The sequence below is a fragment of the Actinacidiphila rubida genome, from assembly GCF_900110255.1.
Lineage (GTDB): Bacteria > Actinomycetota > Actinomycetes > Streptomycetales > Streptomycetaceae > Actinacidiphila > Actinacidiphila rubida.
Genome location: NZ_FODD01000015.1, coordinates 93321 through 113260, shown reverse-complemented (window position 1 = coordinate 113260; position 19940 = coordinate 93321). Strand labels below are relative to the sequence as shown.

General features: G+C 67.8%; 23 protein-coding genes and 2 pseudogenes. 9 read left to right on the top strand and 16 right to left on the bottom strand.

Features of this window, described 5'->3' with window-relative positions; genetic code table 11:
* Positions 1 to 113: 113 nt before the first annotated feature.
* Both tsf and rpsB read right to left on the bottom strand, forming a co-directional pair.
* The gene (tsf, locus tag BMW99_RS16765) at positions 114 to 950 is read right to left on the bottom strand and encodes a translation elongation factor Ts (protein ID WP_069464946.1); all 837 of its coding nucleotides are present in this window, start codon (positions 948 to 950) and stop codon (positions 114 to 116) included.
* Positions 951 to 1045: 95 nt separating this feature from the next.
* Positions 1046 to 1993, bottom strand: a complete 948-nt coding sequence (rpsB, locus tag BMW99_RS16760; protein ID WP_069464945.1) for a 30S ribosomal protein S2 — start codon at positions 1991 to 1993, stop codon at positions 1046 to 1048.
* 266 nt (positions 1994 to 2259) lie between these two features.
* Here rpsB and BMW99_RS16755 point away from each other — a divergent pair, with 266 nt between their 5' ends.
* On the top strand, positions 2260 to 2976 hold the full coding sequence (locus BMW99_RS16755; RefSeq protein WP_079176080.1) for a peptidoglycan DD-metalloendopeptidase family protein: 717 nt from the start codon (positions 2260 to 2262) through the stop codon (positions 2974 to 2976).
* On the opposite strand, the gene BMW99_RS16750 is transcribed toward BMW99_RS16755, so the two are convergent.
* The 10 genes and pseudogenes from BMW99_RS16750 to BMW99_RS16710 all read right to left on the bottom strand — a co-directional run bounded on the left by BMW99_RS16750 (position 2942) and on the right by BMW99_RS16710 (position 11976).
* Positions 2942 to 3523: a TetR/AcrR family transcriptional regulator gene (locus tag BMW99_RS16750; RefSeq protein ID WP_075017045.1), complete on the bottom strand. Its 582-nt coding sequence runs from the start codon at positions 3521 to 3523 to the stop codon at positions 2942 to 2944. The two genes, BMW99_RS16755 and BMW99_RS16750, sit on opposite strands and share 35 nt — an antisense overlap.
* 54 nt (positions 3524 to 3577) lie before the next feature.
* Positions 3578 to 4411 (bottom strand): RNA polymerase sigma factor WhiG, encoded by an 834-nt coding sequence (gene whiG / locus BMW99_RS16745; protein ID WP_069462523.1) that lies wholly within the window; start codon positions 4409 to 4411, stop codon positions 3578 to 3580.
* Between the two features lie 320 nt (positions 4412 to 4731).
* A pseudogene (locus tag BMW99_RS42080) lies at positions 4732 to 5109 on the bottom strand (DNA-processing protein DprA); the annotation flags it as partial.
* Positions 5110 to 5241: 132 nt separating this feature from the next.
* Positions 5242 to 7008: pseudogene (locus BMW99_RS16740) on the bottom strand (recombinase family protein); the annotation flags it as partial.
* A 61-nt stretch (positions 7009 to 7069) separates the two neighbouring features.
* Positions 7070 to 7597 carry a hypothetical protein gene (locus BMW99_RS16735; protein ID WP_069462521.1) on the bottom strand — a complete coding sequence of 176 codons (528 nt, stop codon included), beginning with the start codon at positions 7595 to 7597 and terminating at the stop codon, positions 7070 to 7072.
* Between the two features lie 205 nt (positions 7598 to 7802).
* Complete coding sequence (locus tag BMW99_RS16730; RefSeq protein WP_176735420.1) at positions 7803 to 9605, bottom strand: FtsK/SpoIIIE domain-containing protein; 1803 nt, start codon at positions 9603 to 9605, stop codon at positions 7803 to 7805.
* A 393-nt stretch (positions 9606 to 9998) separates the two neighbouring features.
* Complete coding sequence (locus BMW99_RS16720; protein WP_069462518.1) at positions 9999 to 10985, bottom strand: hypothetical protein; 987 nt, start codon at positions 10983 to 10985, stop codon at positions 9999 to 10001.
* Positions 10986 to 11005: 20 nt separating this feature from the next.
* Positions 11006 to 11128 carry a hypothetical protein gene (locus BMW99_RS42660; RefSeq protein ID WP_256090228.1) on the bottom strand — a complete coding sequence of 41 codons (123 nt, stop codon included), beginning with the start codon at positions 11126 to 11128 and terminating at the stop codon, positions 11006 to 11008.
* A gap of 151 nt (positions 11129 to 11279) precedes the next feature.
* Positions 11280 to 11756 carry an NUMOD4 domain-containing protein gene (locus tag BMW99_RS43090; RefSeq protein WP_075017043.1) on the bottom strand — a complete coding sequence of 159 codons (477 nt, stop codon included), beginning with the start codon at positions 11754 to 11756 and terminating at the stop codon, positions 11280 to 11282.
* A 7-nt stretch (positions 11757 to 11763) separates the two neighbouring features.
* Positions 11764 to 11976, bottom strand: a complete 213-nt coding sequence (locus tag BMW99_RS16710; RefSeq protein WP_075017042.1) for a helix-turn-helix domain-containing protein — start codon at positions 11974 to 11976, stop codon at positions 11764 to 11766.
* Positions 11977 to 12163: 187 nt separating this feature from the next.
* On the opposite strand from BMW99_RS16710, the gene BMW99_RS43085 reads away from it, so the two are divergent.
* From BMW99_RS43085 to BMW99_RS40750, 7 genes are all read left to right on the top strand, one after another.
* Positions 12164 to 12412, top strand: coding sequence for a helix-turn-helix transcriptional regulator (locus BMW99_RS43085; RefSeq protein ID WP_075017041.1), 249 nt, complete (start codon positions 12164 to 12166; stop codon positions 12410 to 12412).
* Positions 12413 to 12420: 8 nt separating this feature from the next.
* Positions 12421 to 12657 carry a hypothetical protein gene (locus BMW99_RS16700; protein ID WP_069462517.1) on the top strand — a complete coding sequence of 79 codons (237 nt, stop codon included), beginning with the start codon at positions 12421 to 12423 and terminating at the stop codon, positions 12655 to 12657.
* On the top strand, positions 12654 to 13091 hold the full coding sequence (locus BMW99_RS16695; protein WP_069462516.1) for a hypothetical protein: 438 nt from the start codon (positions 12654 to 12656) through the stop codon (positions 13089 to 13091). The genes BMW99_RS16700 and BMW99_RS16695 overlap by 4 nt, the downstream gene beginning before the upstream one ends.
* Position 13092: 1 nt before the next feature.
* A complete protein-coding gene (locus BMW99_RS16690) occupies positions 13093 to 13950 on the top strand; it encodes a prolipoprotein diacylglyceryl transferase (RefSeq protein ID WP_069462515.1) in 858 nt (285 codons plus the stop codon).
* Positions 13951 to 14053: 103 nt separating this feature from the next.
* Positions 14054 to 16396: a Kelch repeat-containing protein gene (locus BMW99_RS16685; protein ID WP_069462514.1), complete on the top strand. Its 2343-nt coding sequence runs from the start codon at positions 14054 to 14056 to the stop codon at positions 16394 to 16396.
* Positions 16397 to 16563: 167 nt separating this feature from the next.
* Positions 16564 to 17286, top strand: coding sequence for a hypothetical protein (locus BMW99_RS16680; protein ID WP_069462513.1), 723 nt, complete (start codon positions 16564 to 16566; stop codon positions 17284 to 17286).
* Positions 17287 to 17508: 222 nt separating this feature from the next.
* Positions 17509 to 17724, top strand: coding sequence for a hypothetical protein (locus tag BMW99_RS40750; protein ID WP_141726033.1), 216 nt, complete (start codon positions 17509 to 17511; stop codon positions 17722 to 17724).
* Between the two features lie 73 nt (positions 17725 to 17797).
* On the opposite strand, the gene BMW99_RS16675 is transcribed toward BMW99_RS40750, so the two are convergent.
* From BMW99_RS16675 to BMW99_RS16660, 4 genes are all read right to left on the bottom strand, one after another.
* On the bottom strand, positions 17798 to 18619 hold the full coding sequence (locus BMW99_RS16675; RefSeq protein ID WP_079138249.1) for a DUF4145 domain-containing protein: 822 nt from the start codon (positions 18617 to 18619) through the stop codon (positions 17798 to 17800).
* Positions 18620 to 18661: 42 nt separating this feature from the next.
* The gene (locus tag BMW99_RS16670; RefSeq protein ID WP_069462511.1) at positions 18662 to 18976 is read right to left on the bottom strand and encodes a hypothetical protein; all 315 of its coding nucleotides are present in this window, start codon (positions 18974 to 18976) and stop codon (positions 18662 to 18664) included.
* Positions 18977 to 19021: 45 nt separating this feature from the next.
* Complete coding sequence (locus BMW99_RS16665; protein ID WP_069462510.1) at positions 19022 to 19249, bottom strand: hypothetical protein; 228 nt, start codon at positions 19247 to 19249, stop codon at positions 19022 to 19024.
* Between the two features lie 167 nt (positions 19250 to 19416).
* Positions 19417 to 19737 (bottom strand): hypothetical protein, encoded by a 321-nt coding sequence (locus tag BMW99_RS16660; protein WP_069462509.1) that lies wholly within the window; start codon positions 19735 to 19737, stop codon positions 19417 to 19419.
* Here BMW99_RS16660 and BMW99_RS40745 point away from each other — a divergent pair.
* A complete protein-coding gene (locus tag BMW99_RS40745; RefSeq protein WP_143080540.1) occupies positions 19736 to 19927 on the top strand; it encodes a hypothetical protein in 192 nt (63 codons plus the stop codon). The genes BMW99_RS16660 and BMW99_RS40745 overlap by 2 nt on opposite strands.
* Positions 19928 to 19940 lie beyond the last annotated feature (13 nt).

Here is a 19940-nt window from a genome sequence, read left to right as displayed (position 1 = left end):
TCTCGGGTTCCCTCTACGGCAACGGCCTCCTCGTCACATCTGCGGCCGGCCGGCGGACGGCCGGCCGCGTACGACCCTAGCGGGGCCGCGGGTCTTTCGCTGCTCCGACGACGTCAGACGCCGACGCGGAAGCGCGCGAAGCGCTTGAGCGTCACGCCGGCCTCGTCGAGCACCTTCTGGACGGTCTTCTTCGCGTCCTTGGCGAACGCCTGCTCCAGGACGACGTTCTCCTTGTAGAAGCCGTTGACCCGGCCGTCGACGATCCGCGCCAGGGCGGCCTCGGGCTTGCCCTCCTCGCGGGCGGTGGCCTCGGCGACACGGCGCTCGTTCTCCACCGTCTCGGCGGGGATCTCGTCGCGGGTCAGGAAGGTCGGGGCGAACGCGGCGATGTGCTGCGCGACGTCCTTGGCGGTCTGCGCGTCGGCCTTGTCCAGCTCGACCAGCACGCCGACCTGCGGGGGCAGGTCCGGGCTGGTGCGGTGCAGGTAGGCGGCCACGTAGCCGTCGGTGAACTGGGCGAAGCGGTCGAGGACGATCTTCTCGCCGAGGGTCGCGTTCGCCTCGTCGACGTACGCCTGGACGGTCTGGCCGTCCTTGATCTCGGAGGCGAGCAGCGCCTCGATGCCGGCCGGCTTGGTCGCGGCGACGTGCGCGGCGATCGTGTCGGCGACGGCCACGAACTTGTCACCCTTGGCGACGAAGTCCGTCTCGCACTTCAGCTCGAGCAGGACGCCCTCGCCGTTGTCGTCGGCGATGAGGGCGACGACGGCACCGTTGGAGGCCGAGCGGCCCTCGCGCTTGGTGACGCCCTTCTGGCCCTTGACCCGGAGGATCTCGACGGCCTTGTCCAGGTCGCCTTCGGCCTCGGTGAGGGCGTTCTTGCAGTCCATCATGCCCGCGGCGGTGAGCTCGCGGAGCTTCTTGACGTCGGCGGCGGTGAAGTTCGCCATGGGTCTAAGTCTCTTCCCGAATGGTCGGTGGATCTACGGGTGAACGGCGGGGGCGTGCGCCCCCGCCGTCGTCACGCGTGGAACTGCTGAAGGCGTCAGGCCTGCGGGGCGTCGCCCTCGGCCGCGGCGGGGGCGTCGCCCTCGGCGGCCTCGGTGGCGGGCGCCTCGGTCTCCTTGACCTCGGCGGCGGGCGCCTCGGTCTCCTGGGCGTCGGCGGCGGGCGCCTCGGCCGGGGTCGCGGCGTCGGCCGCGTCGGTGGAGTCCGCCTTCTTCTCGCCCTCGAGCAGGTCACGCTCCCACTCGGCGAGCGGCTCGGCCGCACCCTCGGCCTTCTTGTCGCCGAGCGCGGCGCCGGAGCGGGCGATCAGGCCCTCGGCGACGGCGTCGGCGATCACGCGGGTGAGCAGGGTGACGGAACGGATCGCGTCGTCGTTGCCCGGGATCTTGTAGTCGACCTCGTCGGGGTCGCAGTTGGTGTCGAGGATCGCGACGACCGGGATGCGGAGCTTGCGCGCCTCACCGACGGCGATGTGCTCCTTCTTGGTGTCCACGATCCAGACGGCGCTGGGCACCTTCTGCATCTCGCGGATACCGCCGAGGGTCTTCTCCAGCTTCTCCTTCTCACGGGAGAGGACCAGGAGCTCCTTCTTGGTGAGGCCGGAGGCGGCCACGTCCTCGAAGTCGATCTCCTCGAGCTCCTTCAGGCGCTGCAGGCGCTTGTAGACGGTCGAGAAGTTGGTGAGCATGCCGCCCAGCCAGCGCTGGTTGACGAAGGGCATGCCGACGCGGGACGCCTGCTCGGCGATGGCCTCCTGCGCCTGCTTCTTCGTGCCGACGAACATGATGGAGCCGCCGTGCGCGACGGTCTCCTTGACGAACTCGTAGGCGCGGTCGATGTACGACAGCGACTGGAGCAGGTCGATGATGTAGATGCCGTTGCGCTCGGTGAAGATGAAGCGCTTCATCTTCGGGTTCCAGCGGCGGGTCTGGTGCCCGAAGTGGACGCCGCTCTCCAGCAGCTCCCGCATCGTGACGACGGCCATGGCCGTACTCCTTGAGGTGCTCGGTTACCGCGGCCTCCGGACGGGGGCCGCGCCTGACGCCCCGACGCGCCGTGCCGCAAGGGACCGAGGAGCGCGGCCACCGCCCCAGTACGGGGGTAGGTGGCGGGGCGTGCGAAGTCGACCCGGTGACCCGGATCGCCAGAGAAAGTGTACGGGACCGGCGGAGCAACAGGCGACCACCGGGTTTTCCACAGGTCGCCGACCAAGATCATCGCGGGCGGGGTCCGGTGGGCCATCGTGGAGCCATGATCGTGACGACGGCAGGGACGACGGCAGGGACGGCGGCGTGGACGACGACGTCGACGACGTGGTGGACGACGGTGCTGGCGGCTGTACTGCTGGCAGCCGGCCCGGCGGGCGGCTTCGGCGGCGCGAGCAGCGTCAGCCGGGCGAGCGCCCTCGGCAGCGCCGGCAGCGCCGGCAGCCGCGGCGCGGCTCCGGGGTGCGCGGGGGTGGCGGGCCCGGGCGCACGATGCTGGCCGGTGACGGGGGCGGGGCCGCGGGGGCGGCCGGTGGTGCTGCGGGCGTTCGACCCGCCGGCCTCACCGTGGGCGGCCGGGCATCGCGGGGTGGATCTGAGGGCGGGCCCCGGTGCGGCAGTGCGGGCGGCGGCGCCCGGCGAGGTGGCCTTCACGGGGGCGGTCGCCGGAGTGCCGGTGGTGGTGATCGCGCTGCCGGGCGGGCTGCGCACCACCTACGAGCCGGTGCGCGCGGAGCTGCCGGTGGGGACGCCGGTGGCGGCGGGCCGGCGGGTCGGGGCACTGGGCGGGGTGCGGCTGCCGCACTGCGCCGAGTCGTGCCTGCACTGGGGGCTGCTGCGCGGCGACGTCTATCTCGACCCGCTGTCGCTGCTGCCGCCGGGGCTGCGCAGGTCCGGGCCCTCGCGACTGCTGCCGCTGTCGGGTCCGCTGCCCGGCGGGCCGGCCGTCATTCCCGCGGCGCGCGACCGCCCTGCCGGGTGACGCCGTACAGCGCCATGCCGACGGCCGCCTCCACGATCGCCTCGGGGACCTCGGCGGCGCCCAGTTCGATCCGCCGCACGGCGGCGTCGACGACGCCCTGCAGCAACATGGCCGTGAGCCTCGGCTCGGGGTGCCCGAGGGCGGACAGCGCGGCGACCACCATGGCGACGAGGCCGCCGTGCGCGGCGCGGATCCGCTCGCGGGCGCCAGCCTCCAGCTCGCCCGCGGAGATGGCCACCACGGCCCGGTGCCTGCGGTCGCCGACCAGGGTGAGCTGGCTGCGGACGTACGCCTCGATCTTGTCCGCGGGCGTCCCGGCGGCCTCCATCGCGGCCTCGACCTCGGCGGCCCAGACCGGGAAGTCGACCGCGCACAGCTCTTCGACGACGGCCGCGCGTGAGCGGAAGTACTCGTACACCGACGAGCGGGCCAGGCCGGTGCGCTCGGCCAGCGCCGGGAAGGTGAGGGCCTCGGTGCCGCCCTCGGACAGCAGGGAGCGGGCGGCGTCGAGCAGGGCTCGCCGCTGCATGGACCGGTGCTCGGCCACCGAGGCCGCTCGAATCCTGGGCATCCCCCCACTGTAGAAGGTGCCGCGGGCGGCTCAGCGGCCCACGTCCGCCAGCTTTGCCCGGAGTTGGAGGACGGACTTGGTGTGGATCTGGCTGACCCGGCTCTCGGTGACGCCGAGGACCTGCCCGATCTCGGCGAGCGTCAGGCCCTCGTAGTAGTAGAGGGTCACCACGGTCTTCTCCCGCTCGGGCAGCGTGTTGACGGCCCGCGCCAGCAGACGGCGCAGCTCGCGGTCCTCGGCGACCTCGACGGGGTTGTCGGCGCCGGTGTCCTCCAGGGTGTCGACCAGGCTGAGCCGGTCGCCCTCGACCCCGACGTGCAGCAGTTCCTCCAGGGCGACCACGTTCGCCAGGGACAGCGCGCTGAACACCCCGTGCAGCTCCTCCAGCGGCACGCCCATCTCGGCGGCGACCTCGGGCTCGGTGGGGGTGCGGCGCAGCGTCGCCTCGAGAGTGGCGTAGGCGCGCTCCACCGCGCGCGCCTTCTGCCGCACCGACCGCGGGATCCAGTCCAGGGCGCGCAGTTCGTCGATCATCGCGCCGCGGATCCGGGTGATCGCGTACGTCTCGAACTTGATCGCGCGGTCGGGGTCGAACTTCTCGATGGCGTCGATGAGCCCGAAGACGCCGGAGGAGACGAAATCGGCCTGTTCCACGTTGGCCGGCAGGCCCACGCTCACCCGTCCCGCCACGTACTTCACGAGAGGCGAGTAGTGCAGGATCAGCTGCTCGCGCAGCCGCTTGTCCCCCGTGGCCTTGTAGCTCCGCCACAGCGCGTCCAGGGACGTGGGGGCGGCGGGCCGAGCGGTGGCGCGGGCGGCGGTCGCTGCCGTCGTCCTTCCGGTCCCGGGGGTGTACTGGGGCATGCGTCGTGGAGAGCCGTTCTGGGGTGTCGTGGCCGATCGGGGGCGGGCCGATCGCGTACGGGTGGGTGCGGCCGTGGAGTCGAGCCTCCGCGAGCGTAGCGTGACCGTGGCGTCGCTGGCTGCTACGTCATCGGTCTGGGACATGCGCAGATACGTTCCTCTGCGTACGAGGGTCGAGCGGGTCCGGGGAGGGTTTCCGGACGGGTGCAGGGTTGCGGTCGTGTGGGCCATCATCCGGGTCTCACGCGGCCGTTCCGGCAGCTTCCGGAATCCCCCCTGGTCACGGCGTTTTCCTGTCACCTGATGGTGTGTCCATAGCGTCAACAGACCCGCCCCGTCCCCCCTCCGTCAGCGGTACGGACCAACGCCCAGCCGGTCTCGGTGTGCTCGACGAACCCCAGGGCGCGCAATTCGTGGAGCCTTCCGAGCGTGTCGGGGACGGCGGCTCCGGCGGCCGCCGACAGTGCCTCGACGGTCGCCTCCCCGCGTCCCGGCAGGGCCTCCAGCACGCGGGCCGCGGCGGGGGCCAGACCGTCGCGCGGCAGGGCGTGCCCGCGTCGGACCGGTGCCAGGTCGGCGCCGATCTCGCCGACCATTTCGACGACCTCCGCGGCGTCGGTGACCACCACCGCCTCCCCGCGCAGGAGTTCGTGCACCCCCGCCGACAGACCGCTGGTGCAGGGACCGGGAACGCCCATTCCGCGGGTGTCCGCCTGGGTCCCGGCCACCATTCGCGGATCGACTCTCCCCTCTACACGAAGGGGTGGAACCAGGTTCGGGACGTGGGCCGGGACACCCTCCCGGGGTAGCGCGTCGAGGATGCAGGACCAGGTGCCGTCGTCAGCCCACCGCTTGTACCGGCTGTGGATCGAGCTGCCGTTCCCGAACCGTTCGGGCATGTCCCGCCACCGAATCCCGGTGCGCGCCTTGTATAGGAGTGCGTTCACCACGTCCCGGCCCGGCAGCAAGCGGTGCGCGGCGGGTTCCCACGCCTTGACCATCGGCTCGACAGCTGCCCACTCGTTGTCGGTCAGCTCGTCGGGCACCAGCCGCCCGGCGTCGCGGAACGACTGAGTCAGGGAGCAGGCTGCGCCGAGTCGTGGCCTCGGCACCGGGCCGGTGATCGTCACCTTGACGTCGAGCAGGGCCAGGATCTCGCCCTGCTCGTCTGGGGTCATGTCGTGCAGTCGTTCCCGCGCGACCAGGGCCAGCGCCTGGAGGTCCTTAGCGCGCTGGTCCGCCGCCTCAGTCTCCGCCAGCCACGAAGCGGCCTCGGCCCGCATCGCCCGAAGCTGATCGAGTTCCTCCGTGAGGGCGCGGGTCGCGGCCTGGACGGTCACCGCCGGAAGACCAGCCTTGGCGTAGTCGACGACCATCGTGGCCAGCGCCTTCTGACGGTCCACGATCTGACGATCAAGGTCACCAATGCGGTCGGCGTGGCTGGTTTGATCGCCTGCTGTCATGCCGATCCATTCGGCGGCCATCGCCTGGAGCCGGTCAGGATCTCCGAGCAGCTTCACCACCTCGCACCAGACGGCGACCTCGATCGCGTCGGCGTCGACCGCGTCGCAGTCGCACTGGGGGCCGCCCGGCCAGCGAGGCGCCTTGCCCGAGCAGCGATACCAGCGCCCTGGCCGGCCGGTCCGCTTCATGCCGACGTAGTGACCGCCGCACGCGTTGAAGAGGCGCTTCGAGAGCGGGTACCCGTAGGGCTTCGACTTCGGGGCACCGTTGGCGAGGCGCCCCATGGCCCGCACGAGGTCGGCCACCTCCTCAGGCGTGAAGATCGGCGCCAAAGGGATGACCACCGACTCGCCGTGCTTCGGGAGGCCGTCCTTGTTGAGCTTGGCGCCATGCCCGGCCTTCGAGCGGTTCGGGTTCCTGAAGGTCACGATCGCCTTTGTGGTGGAGTCGGCGAGGAGCTTGGCGCGAAGGTTGGTGTGCGACCACGGCACACCCGACCGGGTGTACAACTCCTGCGCATTGAGCCGGGATGCCATCTCGCGGGTGTTCAGCGCCTCACCTACAGCCATCGACCACATGAGCCTGAGGACCCTCGCCTCGTGCTCGTCGATGATCAGCACCGACCCGCGCTTGCCCTTCCCCTCAATGCGGTAGCCGTACGGGGGCTGGCCGCCGAGCCACCCGCCCGCGTTGGCCTTCGCCTGCAACCCGGCCTGGGTCCGCTCGCGGATCAGGTTGTACTCAAGCTCGGCGAACGCCGCGTACTGCTGGAGCATGAGCTTGCCGTGCGTGGTCGTGGTGTCGATCTCTTGCGTGACGGACACGATCGCGATTTCGAGGTCTTCGAGCTGCCAGATCCAGCGCCAGAAGGCCCGCCCCGTGCGGCCTACGCGGTCGAACTTGTGGACCACGACAACATCGATCTTGCCTGCCTTTGCATCCTCCATCAGGCGGTCGAACCCTGGCCGGCTGGTTCGCGACCCGGACACGCCCTCGTCCTTGTAGACGTCGTGGAGCGTCCAGCCCTTCTGCTTGACGTATGCCATGCATGCCGTGTCCTGGACTTCCAGGCCGTAGCCGTTCACCTGCTCCTCAGTCGACACCCGTTCGAGGACTGCCACGCGCTTCGTCATTGAGATTCCTGTTCAGTCAGAAGCGCCCCCGCCACGATGGCGGGGGCGCGGCGCGGTCGGGTCAGACGAGGGTGAACGTCGTCGTGGTCTGGGTCTCGCCCTTGCTGTCGGTGTAGGTGAAGGTGTCGCCGTCCACGACCCCCTCCCGCTCCCACCGGCCGACCTTGGCGGTGACGGTCTGGGGCTCAGCGGTGGCGTCCTGGGGGTCGTCGCCGGGCGCCGGGGCAGCCTTCTTGGCTGCTCGGTCTGCCTTGGCCTGGATCTTGGCGGTGGCGCGAGCGATACCGGCGGCGACCTTGTCACCGAATCCGTAGTCGCGAGCCATGGTGACGGCGTCGGCGGTGGTCATCATGGCCCCGTCCTCCACGCGGACCTCGTAGCCCGCAGCACCCCACTTGATCAGGTGGCTCTTGAGCTTTGCGTCGTGGCCCTGGGCGAACGTCTTGCGGGCGGTGGCGGTGCAGCCGGTGGTCAGCTCGTCGTCCCAGACCAGGTCGCCACGATCGTCCTCGCGGACGTTGACAAGGACGCTGTAACGACTGCACGCGCAGCGGTTGGACTCGGTCTGCGTGGAGTTCTCGACGGCCATTTCTAATCCCCTTCTAGTCCCGTTTTCCCGGTAATTCCAATTAAAACATTCTGGGAATTATTGGCACAATTATTTCGTTTATGCGAAACGGGTCTCGCACCCACTCTCGCCGGGAATGACCAGCCCTCTCGTAATTCAGCTCCTGCCCCGAAATGCCGAGAGGGGGTGCGAGCGGGTCTCGCACCCCCTCCCACCGGCCAGGGAGCTACTCCGTGGCTGCCACCGCGCGGACTCCCCACGGAGCCCCCGGGAGTACCGCCAGGCGCCACGTGTTGGTCTCTTCGTCCCGCTCCACGTCCGCCATTTCTTGGCACGCCCTCAGGACTTGCTTATCGGTCAAGCCGGTTCCGGCCTCCAACTCGCGGCGGGTCATCAGGCCGTAGTGCTTGAGGCGGTCTCGCACGCTTTCCTGGTTGTTGAGCCCGTCCTGCGCGGGCAGGATCAGGCGCTTGCCGGTGGGCGCCGGGACCAGCTCTCGCCCGAGCCTGGCCACCTCGCTGGCCGCCACCTCATCGCTGACGAACTGCGCCTTGTACTGCGCCGGGCGGTTGTGGTCCGGCGACTGCATGAGGAACTTGCCTGGGGCGTCCAGGTCGCCCGGCACCCACTTCGAGCTGGAAAACACGAACTGACCGTGGCCCCGGTCGTTCATCCGAACCGAGATCCGAACCGTGAGGTTGCCGCGAGGGTCGGTGGTCTTCCCGAACACCCTGTTGGACGGCTGCTGTGTAGCCAGGATCAGGTGGATCCCGTAGGCCCGCGCCAGCGCCAGCAGCGACTCGACCCGCGTGCTGATCTTCGTCTCGCCCTTGGCCACGTTGTCGCCCTGGCGCACCAGCTCGGCCAGCTCGTCCACGATGACGAACACGGCGGGACGTCCGTGGCTTCGGGGGTCCCACCGGGTGTCACCGGCCTCCTTCAGGATGGCGCCGCGCTCCTCCATCTCCTCGGTGAGCCAGCCGAACATGGCGTGAGCCTGCTCGGGGTTGGTGGCCAGGTCGTGCAGGATCGGCCGCAGGAGCGACAACTCCGGTGCGCCGGGCTTCATGTCGACGCCGTACAGGACGGTGTCCGGCAGGGCCGCGAGCCGGAGGGCGATGAGCTTCGTGATGTTCGACTTCCCGAACTTGCTGCTCCCGGCAATGAGGGTGTGGTTGTAGGCCAGCTCGACGTCGGCCGTGGCCCCGAACTTGTCCACGCCCAGGACCACCGGGTCCGTGAACGCCTCCGCACCCGTGGCTGTGTACTCCACGAGGGCCGCCAGCGGGTCTCCGTCCAGGTATCGCGCGACTACCTGGCTCGACAGAGCACCCTTGGCCAGGTCGAACTCCCCGGGCAGCGCCAGGCCCGCCGCTACGCGGGGCCACTCCCGGATGACCTTGTCCGGGTCCAGGCCGGTGGGCAGGTCCAGTACGGCGGTCCAGCCGGTGGCCGAGCGCTCCACCGCCGCGCCCGGCAACTCGCGCTTGTACAGCTCGTGCACGACCTCCCGGATCGCCGTCTCTTCCGGAGTAAGGCCCTTGAGGTTGATGGCCGGCTCGGCGTTCCCGGTGGCGTTGATGAGCTGGTGCAGCGCCATCTGCTGGCGGAGCCTGGCGGTCTCCAGGGCGGTGTGCTTCGCGGACAGGGTCAGCTTGGCCAGCTCCCGGGCGTGGTCGTCGTGCCGGGTCCGGTGCCGGTAGACCAGCCGGGCGCCGAGGGCAGCCGCCGAGGCCGCCACCCACGCGTACGCAGTGGGCCAGGCCGCCCCGGCAAACGTGGTGGCGGTGGCCTGCCCGAGCGCCAGCGTGGCCGCTGCGGCGCCCCACGACAGCGCGTCGGACCAGCTCTTGGAGAAGCTGGCGAGGCAGACCGAGCCGGACGCGACGGCCGCGACGAGTTCGAGAGCAGCCGCGGTGTCTCCGTATTGCATGTTGGTAGCAAGGGCGAGGCCGGTCACCGCAGTTGAGGGGACGAGGGTCGTTATCAGGTCGGTCCGGTGCTGGGCCGACCAGTCGTGCGCTGCCACTGGGTCTCCTGTTGGGCAGGCCATGGGCTCCGGCGGTACTCCGGAGCGCCTGGCGGACGGGGGGCGGGCACGGTGCCCGGGGCCGTACTGGGCATTTGAGGAGCACCCCGTCCCATTTGAGGACGGGGTGCTCCCGGGGCTAGGGACCGGTGGGCGCTGCCAGGGGCGGGGACGAAGGAGGCGGACCATCGTGCGGAGCGTCGCCCGCTGTGCTCCGACATGCCGCCAGGTCCCCAGCCGTGCCTGACGCGGCCAACACCATCGCGGCGAGCGCCCTCAGGTACCGGTTCCAGGCAGCCCGTATGTTCGCCTGGTCCAGCCGCTCCTCAAGCTTCTGCAGCCGCTCGGATACCTCGTCGTTCGTCATCAGCTCGCTTGCGATCTTGTCGGCGCTCACTTGGCCACCCCGCGCACCAGTCGGCGGATGTAGCTGTCCGAGGGGGCGGTGAACCCGGCATCCCGCACCTGGTTCCGCAGTTCCGCCAGGTCGGTTACTCCGCCGTTGATCAGGTTGTTCAGGAGTTCCGTGCGAGAACCGATGTCGGAACCGAAGTTCCGGCCGGACGGAACCGCCACGACCGGCACCGGAGCCGCCCCAGGTTCCGCCACCGGAACTTCGGCGGAACTCGGTTCCGGAACCGAGTTCTCCCCCACGGAACGGAGCACCGGAACCGGGTTCTGCTCACGTTCCGTCTCGTCGGCAGCTTCAGCAGACTCGGCCGGGGTGGGCGGCGCCTGGCTCACCTGGTAGTCAGCCCGGCCGAACTCCAGAGCGGCCAGCTCATCAGCCGCACGAGCCCGGACCCTGGCCACCTGGCGGCGAGCGACGGTCACCGCGAGCAGCGCGTTCGCCTCGGACATCTCGGCGTCCACCCACGCCTGTTGGTCGGGCGTCAGGGCCTTGGCGGTGTGGCGCATCACCAGCATCCACATCACCTTGGCGAGGGCCGAGATCACCGCACCGACAGCCCCGGCGACCGGCTGGTGGGCCAGCAGGCCGTGGGCGAAGATCGCCGCGATGGACACCGCGAGGGCGGCCCAGCCCACCGCCTTCGGGAACTTGGCCTTGTTGGGCTGGTACCGGCTGAGCCACTCCACCGCCAGGGCCGAGATCCAGGCCAGGTCGAAGACCCCCGCGATCATGTAGGCGGTCCAGGTGGGCGCCACTTGGCTCAGCATCGAACCGATGCTCACGGTCGACCACACCATGGCGGCGACGACCACCAGGCAGGTGACCCTCGTGACCGTGCTGAGGACCGTGGCGTCGAAGTCACGCGGGACGGCGGGCACCTTCACCTCGCGCGTCTTCGGAATCGTGTGCGTCTTGCCGTCCACGGTGAACGACTCTTCGTAGTGCTCGGTGCGCGTCTTGTGCTTCATGGGTTCACTTCCTCCGCTGCTCAGTAGGTGCGGCGGCGCATCTGCACCACGGCGGTTACGTCGATCTGGCCGGCCACGGCGTTCATGGCGTCGGCGTGCCGCCAGCCGGGGCGGTTGCTGCGGCTGAGGTTGCGCCCGCTCATGAACCGCATTGCTCGCTCTCCCCCTGCGGCCACCAGCTCGGCTGCGGCGCGGGTCTCGCTATTTACAGCTGCACTACTCACCTGTTTTGCTTTCTGTGTGAGGCCGTCCCGGTTTCTCGTGAGTGATGGGCCGGGGCGGCTGATCCGTTTCTCAGTCCTTGGGCAGCGGCTTACAGATGAGACACCTAGGCCTGCGAGCCCCAGATCGCGCCGTGGCTATCCACTTCGTGTTGGCCTCGCTGTACTCGTGACCCTTATCGCAGTGAGTCCGCTTGGATTCCGGGTGTCGGCCCTGGCGAGATATCTCCAATCCATTGGCCTTGGCTGTGTCCCACCTCAAGTTGCTCAGAGCAACATTCCCCTTGATGCCGTCGCCATAGCAGGCCACAGTCCCGGCGGGCCGAGGTCCTACGAACGCCTCCAGCACCAATTGCGGCACCCTACGCGTTTTTACGCGACCGTCGCAGTACAAGTTCACTTGCGGATACCCGCGGTGGCCAATGATGAATTTGAGCAAGTCCCCATCTTTAGCCCTGCTCCACGATCTGATCCGCCCCAGGTTGCTCACGTCGTACAGCCCGTCGTAGCCCGGTATCGGGCGCCATTCCTCGCCTTCGATCTCGGCCACAGACTCCCTAAACCTGGTCGGTGTCGACGATGAGGGCGGTGTACGGAACGCCAAGGACCTTGGCCAGCCGTCCGATGCTGGCGAGGCCGGGGGTGTTCCTGCCCCGTTCGTAGGCGTTGATCGACGCCGGTCGGCCGTAGGCGTCGCCCAGGGCCTGCTGTGTCATCCCCTTGGACTCCCGAATTCGGCGCAGTTCCTCGGGTGAGAATTTGAGTGTCACAAACGAACTCCTGTAACCGATGGCAGCAGAACGAACCGCCGCTGCTTGCTATACCAATTACAGCAGCGCGCATCCCCCGCCAGGAAGTTAGACGCTTCCCTGGGGGTCGTACCGCTCTACTTGCGCAAAACGCAAATGTTGCGCTGGCGCAACACCCCGTGCTTTTCTGGGGCTATCGGGAGGACAGATGGCCGAAACATTCGGATCAAGTATTCGCTCGACCAGGCTGCAACTCGGAATCTCCCAGAGGGAGCTAGCCAAGCGGATCGGTTGCCCACCGTCGACAGTGTCGAGATGGGAGAGCGGTCAAACAGAATTTCCGAGTGGACGTCTGTTGTTCCTCACCCGGGCCGCCGTGAAGAACATCAGGACAGAGCAGCTACTGATGGGCCGTTCACTGAAGAACATTCTGTACGAGATCGAACACGGCAAATAGAGGAGCGTATGAGCGGCATCAAGTGCATTCACGGATGCGGAAAGTCGAAGAAGGCTGGCGCAGCGTTCTGCACCTCGTGCGGCGCGGCCCTGCCGGGAACCGTCATCAAGGCCCACGTGCCGGACACACCGACCGTGGTCGGCCCGGTGCTGGACCCGTACAGCAGCGACCCCGCAGAGCGGGAGCTGGCTCAGGACCTGATCTACAAGGCCGCCCTCGGCCCGACCGTCACGAAGGGCCGGTGACCATGTTCGGTCTCGTCACCCAGCGAGCGATCCGAGAGCAGGCCGAGAAGGCGTTCGGACCGCAACGCGAGTCCCTGGGCAACATCGCCGGCCACGCCTCCGACGCCGTGCAGAACGACGCGGTGCCCCGGCAGGGCGCAATGCCTCACGTCGGCGCCCGGGTCGGGTACGGGCCCATCACCGAGGCGATCGCGACTCACGGCGTACGCCGTACCCAGGTCTACCCGGCACAGGCCACCGCGCCGAACCCGCAGCCGCAGGCGTCCCTCACCACCACCACGACCGGCCAGGCGTCGGCGTCATCGATCAGCAACAACGGTGGGACCGCACAGGTCCAGCACCTCGACTACCGAACGTCTACAGGGGTCGTCCCGACGGCCGTCCCCGTCCCCGCTCAGCCGCCTTTCCACACCGCACCGATCTCGGGAGCCTGACATGACCGAGCCCACCCCCGTCGAGCCGAACCAGGCGCTCACCGCCTTCATGGCTGCGGTCGCCAACGAGCCCGACGATACGAAGGCCACGTTGCTGAGAGCGGCGGCTGTGGTGAAACAGAAGGAGGCCAGCGACCTCTTGGACCAGGCCGACCTCCTGGATCACGAGGCCAGCCTCAGGGGCGCCGTGGAGGAGGCACACGAGCGGCTGGCCGCCGCCATGACTGCCGTAGACCCGGCGTCGGACGCCGTGAAGACTGCCCTCGTCGACGAGCGGGCGGCGGAGGACCGGCTGGCCGAGGCAGTCGAGCACGAGCGCCAGGCTGCGGAGGCCGAGGAGGTCGCCCGTCTGGAGGACGCCGACCCCGCCGTCCAGACCGACACCATCATCCGGCTCAATGCGGCCCGCGAGGTGACCGCCCGTCGCCGAGCCGTCGTCGAGAATGCGCGGGGTGTCCGGCAGAACGCCCAGACGGTCCTCGCCTTGGCGCATGAGGCGGTGAAGTCGACCAGGAGTGACGCCAAGGCGGCGCAGGACGCGCTGAGCAACGCCGACGCCACGGTGACCGTGTCTGATGCCACGATCCTTATCGACTGGGCCAGGAGGCTCTCTAACCACACGTCGGGCGCGGCGCCTCTGACGGACGACAGGCTCGCTGCGGTCGAAGGCGCCGTGGATGGGTTCGCCAGAACGCTCGGACTGGACCGCAAGTACGTCCGGCAGGGTCGCGAGAAGCTCCAGACCGAGATCCTCGACGCCCGGAAGGAACGCCTCCTGCCCAAGCCGGGTCACTCCCTGCGCCCCGCCGACGCGGGCCAGATCTTCATGCCCGTCCAGCCGCCACTCAGCGGCCGGTAAGCCCCCGCGCCCGGCCGTCGCAGCCACGGGCGCGGGTTTATGCGGCCCCCACCGACTCCTTCCGGTGGGGGCCGCCTCCTTGACTACCGATGGAGGTTCACCAATGCCAACCCCGCCGCCTTCGTCAGCCGCCCAGAACGGCCTGGCCGGCGACCTCAACGCGACTATGACAGCCGCGCAGGTCGGCCAGGAACTCGGGACCCACAAGTTCAACGTCCTGTACCAGGGCAACGCGATCGTCACGCCCGGAGGGGGCTTGTCCTTCACCTGGACGAACTACGGCGATAACAACGACCTGGACCAACCGTTTGTCATGCCTGCGGGCAGCACGGCCATCGGCCGGGTGGTCCTGCCGATGCTGCCGTCGGGGGACGCAGCCGACGTTCACGTGAGCCTGTACACCGATAGCGGAGGGTCCCCCAACTTGGCAGCCGGAGCCTTGGCGTCGACGCTGATACCCGCGCAGCAGATCAACGCCTTGTCTGCGCCGTTCGGTCTGGCCGACGCCGGGCCGCTGGCCAAACCGTCGAACAACGTCATGTACGCCGCTACCGGCATCAGCGCGCAGCAGCCGTGGGCGGTACAGGCCGGTGGTTCGAACGGCACGTCCACCCACCCGCAAACCTGCGTGGCTGGCAACAACGTGATCTTCGTCGGCGGGTACGACGCGACAGTTACCAGCCACCCCTCGACCGGGGTCGTCGTAACGGCGGCGATCGACAGCTCGACGGTCTCGCCCCCGGTGGCCCAGCCGTCGCTGCCCCAGCCAGCCCAGGACGGAGCTTTGGCCGTAACGTCGGACACGGTCATCTTTACCGGCGGCAACTACACCCCGACTGTCGGATCTACCGGGGGGCTCACCAACACCTGGACGGCGAGTTGGGACCCCAACACCGGAGTCATCGGGGCGTGGAGTTCTCAAACGCCCATCCCGGCAGCCATCGCGCTGCACGCCAGCGTCACCTACAACGACAGCTTCGTGTACATCGCTGGCGGCGAGGACATAAGCGTCAACGTCCAGAAGAAAGTCTGGAAGGCCAGCATAAGTAACGGCCAGGTAGGCAGCTGGGTGGCACAGGGTAACCTGCCGATTGCCGTGATCAGTCCGGCGATGGCCGTTATCGGCAACTGGATGGTCGTTGCGGGCGGGTCGGACCAGAGCGGCACTGTGCGCACCGAAGTCTATTACGCCGGGATCAACTCGGACGGCTCGCTGGGACCCTGGAAGCAGGCGCCGGACATGCCGTTGCCGTTCGCGTCCTTCAACAACGGTCAGACGTTCTCCACTCCGAACGCCCTGGTCACCTGGGGCGGCCAGTCCAACCCGATGTTCTTCTCTGATGCCGTGCAGGTTCTCACCGTCGACGCTGACGGACCGGCGGACAAGTGGACGCTGTCCCACATCCCGACCGGCGGAGAGAACAACGTGGTCGCGCCGTTCGACATAGAGGACGGGACGTTCTCCGTTCTGGACATCAACCCGAACCCCGGCGGAATCGCGTACTACACCACGAGCGAACTGGTGCCGGTTCCGTACCTGTCGGTCCCCCTGCCCGTCAGCGGCCTGACCTCGGGTACCACCTACCACGTGGTGATACGGCAGTCGCGGTCGAGCAACTCGGGATCGGTGGCGTTCGGACTTCTGAACGGAACTCCGCTACCGCTGGCCGCCAGGACGCACGCCCGGTACACCACGGGCTCCTGGGCCTCCGTTGGGGCGGGGATGTCCGTTCCGATGTCCGTGTTCGACGCCTCGACGTCCGCGTCGCCCATCGTTCTGCACACCTGGGAGGCGATACCGAGCAGCGACTACCCGGACTTTCCTTCCCCCGCAACGCAAACTTGGGTGACCGGCTACCAAGGTGACCCAAGCGTCATCATCGGCCACTGCGCCTCGGTCGCTGTTCTCAACGCAGCGCTCAACGTCAACCCCACCTTCACCACTGGGGTCAGTCCGTGGACCGGTCACAACGGCGCCACGATCACCCAGTCCAACGCTCAGACTCACGGAGGGCTTCCGTTCTCGGGCCTGCTCACCCCCAACGGCACGACCGCCAACCCGTTTGTGGAATCTGAGATGTTCTCCGTAACGCCCGCCGCGTACTACCTCGTAGCCGGGTGGGCGTACTCCAGCAACGGCGCCACGTTCTCGATGAGTGCCAACTGGTACGACGCCAGCTCGGCTTACATTTCAACGTCGTCTCATAGCGTCTCCGTCCCGGCGGCAACCTGGACGTTCGTAAGTAACGTCTTCACGTCGCCGGCCGGGGCAGCGTTCGCGGCCATCGTCCCCACTCACGTGGGCACGCCCACCTCCGCCAACACCACCTACCTCTCGAACGTTGCCATGCTGGTGTACCCGGCGGAAGCACCTCAGATCGCAAGTGTTCAGCAGGTGCTCTACGACCCCACCACCCTGCTGGCGTCCGCCACGGTCCTGCTGTGACTCCCCCGTGTCCCCACGAGTGTCGCCCAGCCACAAACGCCCCAATGGTTGCGCAGTTGCCAGGCTAATCAGAGCAGCCGATTCCCCCTCGTACACCCGTTGCCATGTGGGACACTCTGGACCCAACTTCCCTGGCTCCGCATCAATCATCAAACGGGGATCGATGCATGTCGTCATCGGCGATCAACCTGGTCTTGGCCGTCTACGGCGCCCTCATAGCCTCAGCAGGCTTGGTCATCACGTACCGAGGGCTCGTCAGGACAGGCATCAACCTGTCCGTCGAAGTAAAAATGTCCATCCCTTACGGGCTGAGCGTGACCGTACGAAACAAGAGCACCTCGCCCGTAAGTCTCGAAGAGATCGTGGCAGACGTTGTGGAAGAGCCGCGGTATTCCGGCAGCCGGAGGCTCACCTTGCGGGTGCAAACCCGTGACGGGGCTGCGAGCAACCCAGGGTTTCCCTACACACTTCCAGGCAATAGCAGCGTGAAGTGGGTTCTGAGCGACAAGAAGGACAGCCAGGCGGGGCTCCCCGGTTTGACGAGCAGGTACGGAGCGCTGCTTGGACACGAAGCCTGGAGAGAGCTGGACAAGGCGGACACGGCGAAGTTCCTCAGAAGCCACTTCGGCGTGCGTCTCGGGACGGGCAAGGTCCTCTACGGCGGTACACGCTGGCTCCCTGCCTACCACTGGTCGACTTGGGCAACGGGCGTTGCCTCGCTGTACACCACCGCCCTTCTTGTAGCGTTCGTCGTGCCGTGGCCACTTGCGGGAATACTCCTCGCGCTCATACTGCTGGTGATCTTTCTGGCGACAAGGCCCGGCCGGTCTTACCGGAAGAGCCCGCGCGACAGACACGGAATGCCTATCGAGCGCTCCATTCCCAGATAGAGACCCTCACAACGACCGATTCACGACGTTCCTTGACGGCCAGCCGGTCCACGCATAAGCTCTTCCTATAACGCGCCCGACGGGCCACCCTCCATTGACAATCTGGCTCGCGCACGCTATTTTACTCAGACACGGGAAATGGTCGACGCATCACGCCTGATGCGTCGACTTTGCATTGCCCAAGAAGGAGGTCAGTTTTGTCAATCACACAAGGAGAGAAGAATGTCGAAGAAGGATGCTCGTTATCTAGCCGAGCAAGCAAAGTACGATGCCGAGAAGGCAAGGTGGAACACCATTGACCGCATCACGCCTCCCCTGTTGGGCTTAGTAGTCGCTGCAATCACCGCGTTTAGTGGTCACGTAGCCAGCACGCCTGGAGGCACCATTGAGAAGCCAACTACGATTTCCATCGTCGTTCAGGAACCGGCACAGAAGTAACGCACAACAGCACACACACAGAAGGCCACGGTCGGCACCCAGCCACCGTGGCCTTGCTGTGCCTAAGGCACTCCTACGGCCTGCCCGCCTTGGTCGCAGCACGCTTCCGCGGGATGCCCCCATGCTTGTTGATCGCCGCAGCCCTCTTCCTGAGGTCAGCGGCACTGGTGTCGTACGTCAACTCCAGGGCGTGGTTGAGCAGCTCAACGCCGTCCAGGACATCGCCCACGCCCAGCTCGTTCCCGTGGCTGCCGTCGTTACCGATCCACTTGACGGCCATCAGCAGGTCCGCGGCGTCAGCGAACTTCGGCTTCCGCTCCTTGAACAGCTCGATGCGCTTGTGCGCGGTGTATCGGACGCGCTTGTGCTTCTTAGATATGAAGGTCCTAGGAACACGGTGCAGATCGAGAAGTTCCTCGATGGCAGCGCGAACGCGGTTCGCCGCTGAGCTTGGGTCCAGGTAGAGGATCGCCGATGCGGCAACAAGCAAGTCCTTCACCGTTTGGGGAAACGAGTCCCCCTCACGGATCAGCGGCAGTGCCGGAACGAAGCACTTTGCTTGATAGGAGAAGCCATACAAGATGCCGTTGTACTCGTTGTACCCGGCCCCTTCCCTGATTCGGAACTCACCCGTCACGGCGACGTTCTCCGCACACGAAGGAAGAGTGCACCGAAGGGATCCGTGGAAGTACCCGCTGATCCAGTCAGGTTCGGCGTCGTCGCATTCGCTGTAACGCTCATGACTCAACCGCGATTCTTCGGCAGCAACGGATTCCTTGTCCTTGGGGGCAAGTGTTCCCGAGGCACACGCCGGACACGGCACGTCTGGCCAGCCGCCCGCCTCAGTGAACTCATCTGCCAACAGCCGAAGTTCGGCCAGGTGCCTCAACGCCATCCGCGCAGTATGGCACCCCAGCCACCCGCCTGACCGGGGGTTTCAGCTGATCATGGCGTCAAGGGTCTGGCCGGCTACTCGCCATGCCGCGTCCGCCTGGTCGGGGTCGGTCGCGTCGTAGAGGGCCACGAGCTTCCGGCACCCGCCGCCTTGCAAGTGGCCTCCGCAGAGGTTGGCCTCGACCTCAGCCTGAGTGGTGGGCCGTCCCGCGTCGTCGAAGACCGGCACCGCGTGGCCATCGAGGCGGTGGCGGTAGCCGAGCAGCGGCATCGCCGAGACAGTCACCGCGTGGTCGTCGACGAACAGCCCGACCATCAGAGCTGCGCGGTCGGCGCGGACGAACGTGAAGTCATTCATAGACCTCCTTGGGTGTTGGACTGGTGGGCGCCCAGCCCGCGGTAGTCAGTCGTCGGTCAGCGAGTAGAGGGCCCGGCCACCGACCAGCGTTCGCCTGGCCACGGTCGGCCATCGATCGGCCATCGAGCGGAGGGCCTGGTTCACGTCGGTCACGGTGCCCGCGTACCCGAGCTCCTTCACCAGGTACGACCAGACCTCGCGGGGAGACCGCTGACCGCCCAACTGGTCGAGCACCAGCATGAGTACCGCAACGGTGGGAGTGCTGGTGATCACGATGTCTCCTCTGGGTTCATACACTCCTTGGTTGATCGTCAGCCGGGCCGAGGGCTCCGGCGGGGTCTTCCTGGACCTGGGAGAGGGCGGCCGGTACTCGGCGCCCCGGACGGGGTCTCGTGTCGCGGGAGACCCCGTCCCGCGTCGCCGTAGGGCCACCGCGGCGGCTAGCTGGTGGCGCCGGGCGGGAGCCACTCGCGCGGCCACCACGGTGCATCCATCGCGGGCGGTCCGTCGGGTGCCGGCGACACGTTGAGCGGGGGCCGCGGGGCGTTCGCCGCCCGGCGGCTGATCTCCAGGGCCGCGCCCAGGGGCGTCGTGAACTTGTACTCGCCGTTCTCGTCGGTGATCAGCGCGGTGAACGCGGTGCTCTCGCGGTACACGGGTTGGCCGTTCACCGTCACCCACTCGCCCGGCGGGAACTCACCCAGCCCCTCCAGCTCTCGCTCGATGGCGTCGCAAGCCTCGTCGATCTCGTCGTCGTTCATGGCCTTGGTCTCCTCAGCGGTTGGCGGTTTGTGCGGCGCGGAGCCGGTCGACCTCGGCCAGCAGGTCGTCCACGGCCTGGTCGAGCGTGTAGATCGTTCGGTGTTCGTCGTGCCCAGACCCCTGATCGCGGCCAGACGCTCGTCGCTGATCGGTTCGGGCGTCACGCCGGGTGTCTCTTCGCCGGGCTGATTGGTTCTGCGAG

Coding starts and splice junctions, on each gene's coding strand:
- BMW99_RS16700 (WP_069462517.1), top strand. CDS start 12,421: ATGAGCGGCATCAAGTGCATTCACGGATGCGGAAAGTCGAAGAAGGCT.
- BMW99_RS42660 (WP_256090228.1), bottom strand. CDS start 11,128: ATGAGCGGGCGCAACCTCAGCCGCAGCAACCGCCCCGGCTGGCGGCAC.
- BMW99_RS43085 (WP_075017041.1), top strand. CDS start 12,164: ATGGCCGAAACATTCGGATCAAGTATTCGCTCGACCAGGCTGCAACTC.
- BMW99_RS16660 (WP_069462509.1), bottom strand. CDS start 19,737: ATGAACGACGACGAGATCGACGAGGCTTGCGACGCCATCGAGCGAGAG.
- BMW99_RS40745 (WP_143080540.1), top strand. CDS start 19,736: ATGGCCTTGGTCTCCTCAGCGGTTGGCGGTTTGTGCGGCGCGGAGCCG.
- BMW99_RS16670 (WP_069462511.1), bottom strand. CDS start 18,976: ATGAATGACTTCACGTTCGTCCGCGCCGACCGCGCAGCTCTGATGGTC.
- BMW99_RS16675 (WP_079138249.1), bottom strand. CDS start 18,619: ATGGCGTTGAGGCACCTGGCCGAACTTCGGCTGTTGGCAGATGAGTTC.
- BMW99_RS16690 (WP_069462515.1), top strand. CDS start 13,093: ATGACCGAGCCCACCCCCGTCGAGCCGAACCAGGCGCTCACCGCCTTC.
- BMW99_RS16685 (WP_069462514.1), top strand. CDS start 14,054: ATGCCAACCCCGCCGCCTTCGTCAGCCGCCCAGAACGGCCTGGCCGGC.
- rpsB (WP_069464945.1), bottom strand. CDS start 1,993: ATGGCCGTCGTCACGATGCGGGAGCTGCTGGAGAGCGGCGTCCACTTC.
- BMW99_RS16720 (WP_069462518.1), bottom strand. CDS start 10,985: ATGAAGCACAAGACGCGCACCGAGCACTACGAAGAGTCGTTCACCGTG.
- BMW99_RS16680 (WP_069462513.1), top strand. CDS start 16,564: ATGTCGTCATCGGCGATCAACCTGGTCTTGGCCGTCTACGGCGCCCTC.
- BMW99_RS40750 (WP_141726033.1), top strand. CDS start 17,509: ATGTCGAAGAAGGATGCTCGTTATCTAGCCGAGCAAGCAAAGTACGAT.
- tsf (WP_069464946.1), bottom strand. CDS start 950: ATGGCGAACTTCACCGCCGCCGACGTCAAGAAGCTCCGCGAGCTCACC.
- whiG (WP_069462523.1), bottom strand. CDS start 4,411: ATGCCCCAGTACACCCCCGGGACCGGAAGGACGACGGCAGCGACCGCC.
- BMW99_RS16755 (WP_079176080.1), top strand. CDS start 2,260: ATGATCGTGACGACGGCAGGGACGACGGCAGGGACGGCGGCGTGGACG.
- BMW99_RS16735 (WP_069462521.1), bottom strand. CDS start 7,597: ATGGCCGTCGAGAACTCCACGCAGACCGAGTCCAACCGCTGCGCGTGC.